At 71.6% G+C, this 4,589-nt stretch carries 4 protein-coding genes; 3 read left to right on the top strand and 1 reads right to left on the bottom strand.

Annotation, left to right across the window (positions count from 1 at the left end):
• The first annotated feature begins 42 nt into the window (after positions 1 to 42).
• From CDV49_RS00005 to CDV49_RS00015, 3 genes are read left to right on the top strand one after another with little or no spacing between them, the layout of a single operon-like run.
• The gene (locus CDV49_RS00005) at positions 43 to 1,029 is read left to right on the top strand and encodes an iron ABC transporter permease (RefSeq protein WP_088213549.1); all 987 of its coding nucleotides are present in this window, start codon (positions 43 to 45) and stop codon (positions 1,027 to 1,029) included.
• Positions 1,026 to 1,820, top strand: coding sequence for an ABC transporter ATP-binding protein (locus tag CDV49_RS00010; protein ID WP_088213550.1), 795 nt, complete (start codon positions 1,026 to 1,028; stop codon positions 1,818 to 1,820). The genes CDV49_RS00005 and CDV49_RS00010 overlap by 4 nt, the downstream gene beginning before the upstream one ends.
• Complete coding sequence (locus tag CDV49_RS00015) at positions 1,817 to 2,866, top strand: siderophore-interacting protein (protein WP_088213551.1); 1,050 nt, start codon at positions 1,817 to 1,819, stop codon at positions 2,864 to 2,866. The genes CDV49_RS00010 and CDV49_RS00015 overlap by 4 nt, the downstream gene beginning before the upstream one ends.
• Before the next feature lie 1,082 nt (positions 2,867 to 3,948).
• Here CDV49_RS00015 and CDV49_RS00020 read toward each other — a convergent pair.
• Positions 3,949 to 4,404 carry an NUDIX domain-containing protein gene (locus CDV49_RS00020; RefSeq protein ID WP_088213552.1) on the bottom strand — a complete coding sequence of 152 codons (456 nt, stop codon included), beginning with the start codon at positions 4,402 to 4,404 and terminating at the stop codon, positions 3,949 to 3,951.
• Between the last annotated feature and the right edge of the window lie 185 nt (positions 4,405 to 4,589).

Consider the following 4,589-nt stretch of genomic DNA (forward strand, 5'->3'; position numbering starts at 1 on the left):
GTTTCTGTGGATCGTGCGGGGCGTGCGGCCAGGAGAGGAGGCATGAGCGCGCGGAGGCCGGTCCTGCTTCTGCCGGTGCTGCTCCTGCTCGCCGGGCTGGCGGGGCTGGCCTTCGGGCAGGTCTGGGTCGGGCCGGATGTGCTGTGGCACGGCGCGGTCACGGGCGAGGGGGCGGGCGCGATGATGCTCTCCACCTTCCGCGGGCCGCGGGTGGCGGTGGCGCTGGGGGCCGGGGCGGCGCTCGGCCTGTCGGGGGCGCTGTTCCAGACGCTGTTCCGCAATCCGCTGGCCTCGCCCGACCTGATCGGCTTCACCTCGGGCGCGGCGCTGGCGGTGGTGGCGGGCACCGCGCTCGGCCTGATGTGGCCGATGCCGCTCCTCGCCGCGGCGGGCGGTCTGGCGGCGGCGCTGCTGGTCGCCTTGCTCAGCTATCGGCGGGGCCATGCGACGCCGCCGCTCACGGTGATCCTCGTGGGGCTCGGGGTCGGTTTCGTGGCTTCCGCGCTGGCCATGTTCCTGATGTCGAGCCTGCCCAGCAACACCGCGGCGGAGGCGCAGCGCTGGATGACCGGCTCCCTCGCCGCGCGCGATTGGGGACATGTGGCGCAGGTCTGGCTGCCGGGCGGGGTGCTGGCGATCCTGCTGCTGGGCCAGATGCGCTGGCTCGCCGCGCTCGAGCTTGGCGAGGAGATGGCGCGTGCGCTTGGCCTCCGGGTGGCGGCGGCGCGGCGGATGCTGATCGCGACGGGCGTGCTGCTCGCCGCGGTTGCGGTTGCGGTTGCGGGGCCCGTGCCCTTTGTCGCGCTGATGGCCCCGCCGCTTGGCCAGCGGTTGAGCGGGGCGCGTAGCCTTGCGGGGCGGATGCTGGCCGCCGCCGCCGCGGGGGCGGTGGTGCTGGCGGGGGCGGATACGCTGGCGCGCACGGTCATTCCCGGCGTGGAGCTGCCCGCCGGGGTCATGACGGGGCTGCTCGGCGCGCCCTACCTGCTGTGGCGGCTGATGCGAGAGATGAAAGGGGGCGCGCTATGAGACTGGCGGCAGAGGCGCTGACGCTTGGCTATGACGGGCGGACGGTGATCCGGGGGCTGGACCTGCGGTTTCCCGATGTGCCGATGACGGCGATCCTCGGCCCGAACGGTTGCGGCAAGTCCACGCTGCTCCGCGCCATGGGGCGGCTCATCACGCCGCAATCGGGCCGCGTGCTGCTGGAGGGCGAGGACGTGCGGCGGATCGAAAGCCGCGCGCTGGCCCGCCGGATGGCGGTGCTGCCGCAATCGCCGGTGGCGCCCGGCGGCATCACGGTCGCCGATCTGGTGCGGCGGGGCCGCCTGCCGTGGCGCGGGATGCTTGCGCCCTGGCGGGAGGCGGACCAGAGCGCCTGCGTCGCGGCGATGCAGGCCGTGGGTGTCGTCGATCTGGCGGATCGCCCGCTGGAGGAATTGTCGGGCGGTCAGCGGCAGCGGGCGTGGATCGCGCTGGTTCTCGCGCAGACGGCGCCGCTGTTGCTGCTGGATGAGCCGACGACATTCCTCGACCTCTCGCATCAGCTCGACCTGCTGGCGCTGCTGCGGCGGCAGAGCCGGGGCACGGGCCTGCGGGTCGTCGCCGTCCTGCACGACCTGAACCTTGCCGCGCGGTTCTGCGATGCCCTCGTGTTGCTGGGACCGGGCGGGCTGGTGGCGGAAGGCGCGCCGGAGGCGGTGCTGACGCCCGAACATCTCGACCGCGCCTTCGGCCTTGCCGCCGAGGTCCATCCCGATCCCATCACGGGCACGCCCATGGTGATCCCCGCACATCGCCCCGAGGAGAGGCTGGCATGACCCATACCGAAACCGCCACGGGGCGCTATCACGGCCCGCTGTCCGAGGAGATGTTGCCGCATCTGGAGGAGCACCTGCTTGCCTTCGACCTTCCGGTGCGGCGCGGCGCGGGGCGTCTGGAGATCACCGGGCCGCTGGCGAGCGCGGCGCTGGTGCTGACCCCGCAGGGGCTGGACATCGCCATTCGCGCGGTGGACGCGGTGCAGCTCTATCACATGCGGGAGAGCGCGATGTATCTGCTCGACCATGTGAGCCCGGAGGTCGCCGCGGGGCTGACATGGGCGGATGGCCCGGCGTTGCCCGCGCGCCCGCCGAGCCTGCACGATGCGACTGTGCTTTCCACCCGCCGGATCGGCGCGAATTTCCTGCGGGTGGAGATGGCCACTCCCGGGGCGGGCGCGCTGGGGCGGGGGGGCATGCACTTCTCGCTCCTCCTGCCGGCCGAGGGGCGCGCGCTTGTCCTGCCGCATCTGAACGAGCGCGGACGGACGGTCTGGCCGGAGGGCGCGGATGCGCTGCACCGGGTGGGCTATACCTTTGTGACGCTGGAGGCCGGGCCGGACGGAGCGGGGCGTTTCACCTTCGACATCTATCTCCATGCAGGCGGGCGGACATCGGACTGGGCGCGGGCCGCCCGTCAGGGGGAGCGGGTGGCGGTCATGGGGCCGGGGGGCGGAGACTTTCCGCCGGGCGAGCGGCTGCTGATCGCGGGGGATGAGACCGCGCTGCCTGCGATCCGCCGGATCCTCGAAGCCTCGCCCGCGACGCGGCAGGGGCGCGCGTTGATCGAACTCGGCGATCCCGCCGACCGCTGCGGGATCGCCGCGCCGCCGGGTATCACCATCGACTGGGTGGAGCGGAAGCCGGGCGCGGGCCTGCTGGAGGCGCTGCGCGCCACCCCGCTCCCGGACGCGGGAACATATCTGTGGGTCGCGGCGGAGCAGTCCGTGGTCCGGCAGGCCAAGGAGCATTTCCGCGCCGCGGGGCGGGTCGAGCGCGGGCTGAACTATTTCTCCTCCTACTGGGAGGCGCCGAGCGCCGGGTGAGCACGGCGGGCACCGGTTGCGGGCGCGTTTCGGCGCGTCCACCCGACCGCCGGGACGGGTGATCCGAACCCGATCCAAAGACCGCGGCAGTTTGCCACGCGCGCCGCACGGGCCTTGTCCGGCATCGCCGGACAGGTTTGACGCATGCGCGTGGGCGAGCCGGGTGGTTTCCGACGGCCCCTTCGGTCGGGCCGCGCGGGCGGTGGGGAAGGCCGAGCTCCACGGGGTTTGCCACATGCCTACGGAGGAACCGACTGACGATAAGCGGAAACAGGAAGACCGTTTCAGCTTGCCGCACGCTTGCGGGAGCCGATCCGAGCGCCTGGGGACAGCGCCTCTGCCGTGTCCGCATCGCCAGCGGAAGCGCCCGGCAGGAGCGCGGCCAGCTTCCGCGGTTCTGGTCGGAGGGGGCGGGTCTGGGGCCGAACCGTTCCAGAGGCTCGGCCTCCCGAGCACCCGTGTTTCAGGCGGGGGCATTTTGGCAGGTCGCTCCGGTGCTCAGCGCGTTGGGCAAGTCAGGAGTTTGCGCGGGCAAGCGAGGGTGACGAGCGGCGCCGTCGATCTGAGGGCCGGCATGGGCGGGGATCATCTTGGGCGCGCACGCGAGGGTGACGGGCTTTCTGGCCTTTCCAGCCGCGAGCAGGCGTTCTGCGGAGGTCCGGTGCCGCGGGCCGAACCTGCTGGCCGTGAGCGCTGCCAGAGAGCGTGTTTGGCTGATCGTGCCGCGTCCACCCTGTATGCTGCGCTTGCCGCTGGGGTGTTCGAAGCCATTGGCATGTGGGGCAAGGTCCGCGAGAGCTGCGAGCAAGGATATGACGCCCCCGACCTTTTCCGCAGCCCGCCAACGGGCGTGCGCTGCGGTCGCGGATACTGGGGAAAGGGCTGGCAGCCGGGGCAGGCTGACGGCGCAAGGTTTCCAGTGTGGGTCCAGCTCCCTTCCGAAGCCGGCGCCCGGATGGATCAGTCCTGCGCAGGGGCGCCGCTCATGGGCCGGACCTATCCGGCATGGTCTGCAGAACGGTGTTTTTCCGCTTGATGGGCTGAGGAGAGAAGGGAATGCTCACCTGCTCACCTGCTCACCTTTAAAGCGCCTGTTCCAGACGGTGGAGAAACGGAACCTGCGCGGGCAGAAGGCGGGTTCGGGCCTCCGCCAGGGAGAACCAGCGGGCCTGATCGACTTCCGGGAAGGAGGCGGTGCGGCCGCTCCGCGGGGGCCATTCCATCTCGAAACTGTTGCTGACCAGCATTCCGGGGTCGAAATCCCCCTCGGTCGCGAAGGCGGTGACCTCCTTGCCGCCCTTCTGCCGGATCGTGCCGAGGGGCAGGAGCGGCGTGCCGACAACGTGACCGGTTTCCTCCCTCGTCTCCCGGCGGGCAGCGGCCTCGGAGGCTTCCTCCGGGCCGTATTCCCCTTTTGGAATGGACCATGCGCCCGCGTCCCGGCGGCGCCAGTATGGCCCGCCCGGATGGACAAGCAGCACCTCCATCCCGGCGGGGGGACGGCGGTAGAGAAGCAGGCCCGCGCTCTGGCGTGACATGGACCGGCCCCCCGTGCAGATCTCCCGTCCGGGAGAAGATGCCGCGCGGGGAGGTTGCGGCAAGCCTTCATCGCACGCCGGAGGCGCTGCCGGGTATGCGGTGGCGCAGGGCATCGCCTGAAGGACGATTTGTCGGCGGGGCTTGACCTTCCAGTCTCTGGAACCTTTATCTGTCACGTTGTCCC

It is taken from the genome of Haematobacter genomosp. 1 (assembly GCF_002196855.1).
GTDB lineage: Bacteria > Pseudomonadota > Alphaproteobacteria > Rhodobacterales > Rhodobacteraceae > Haematobacter.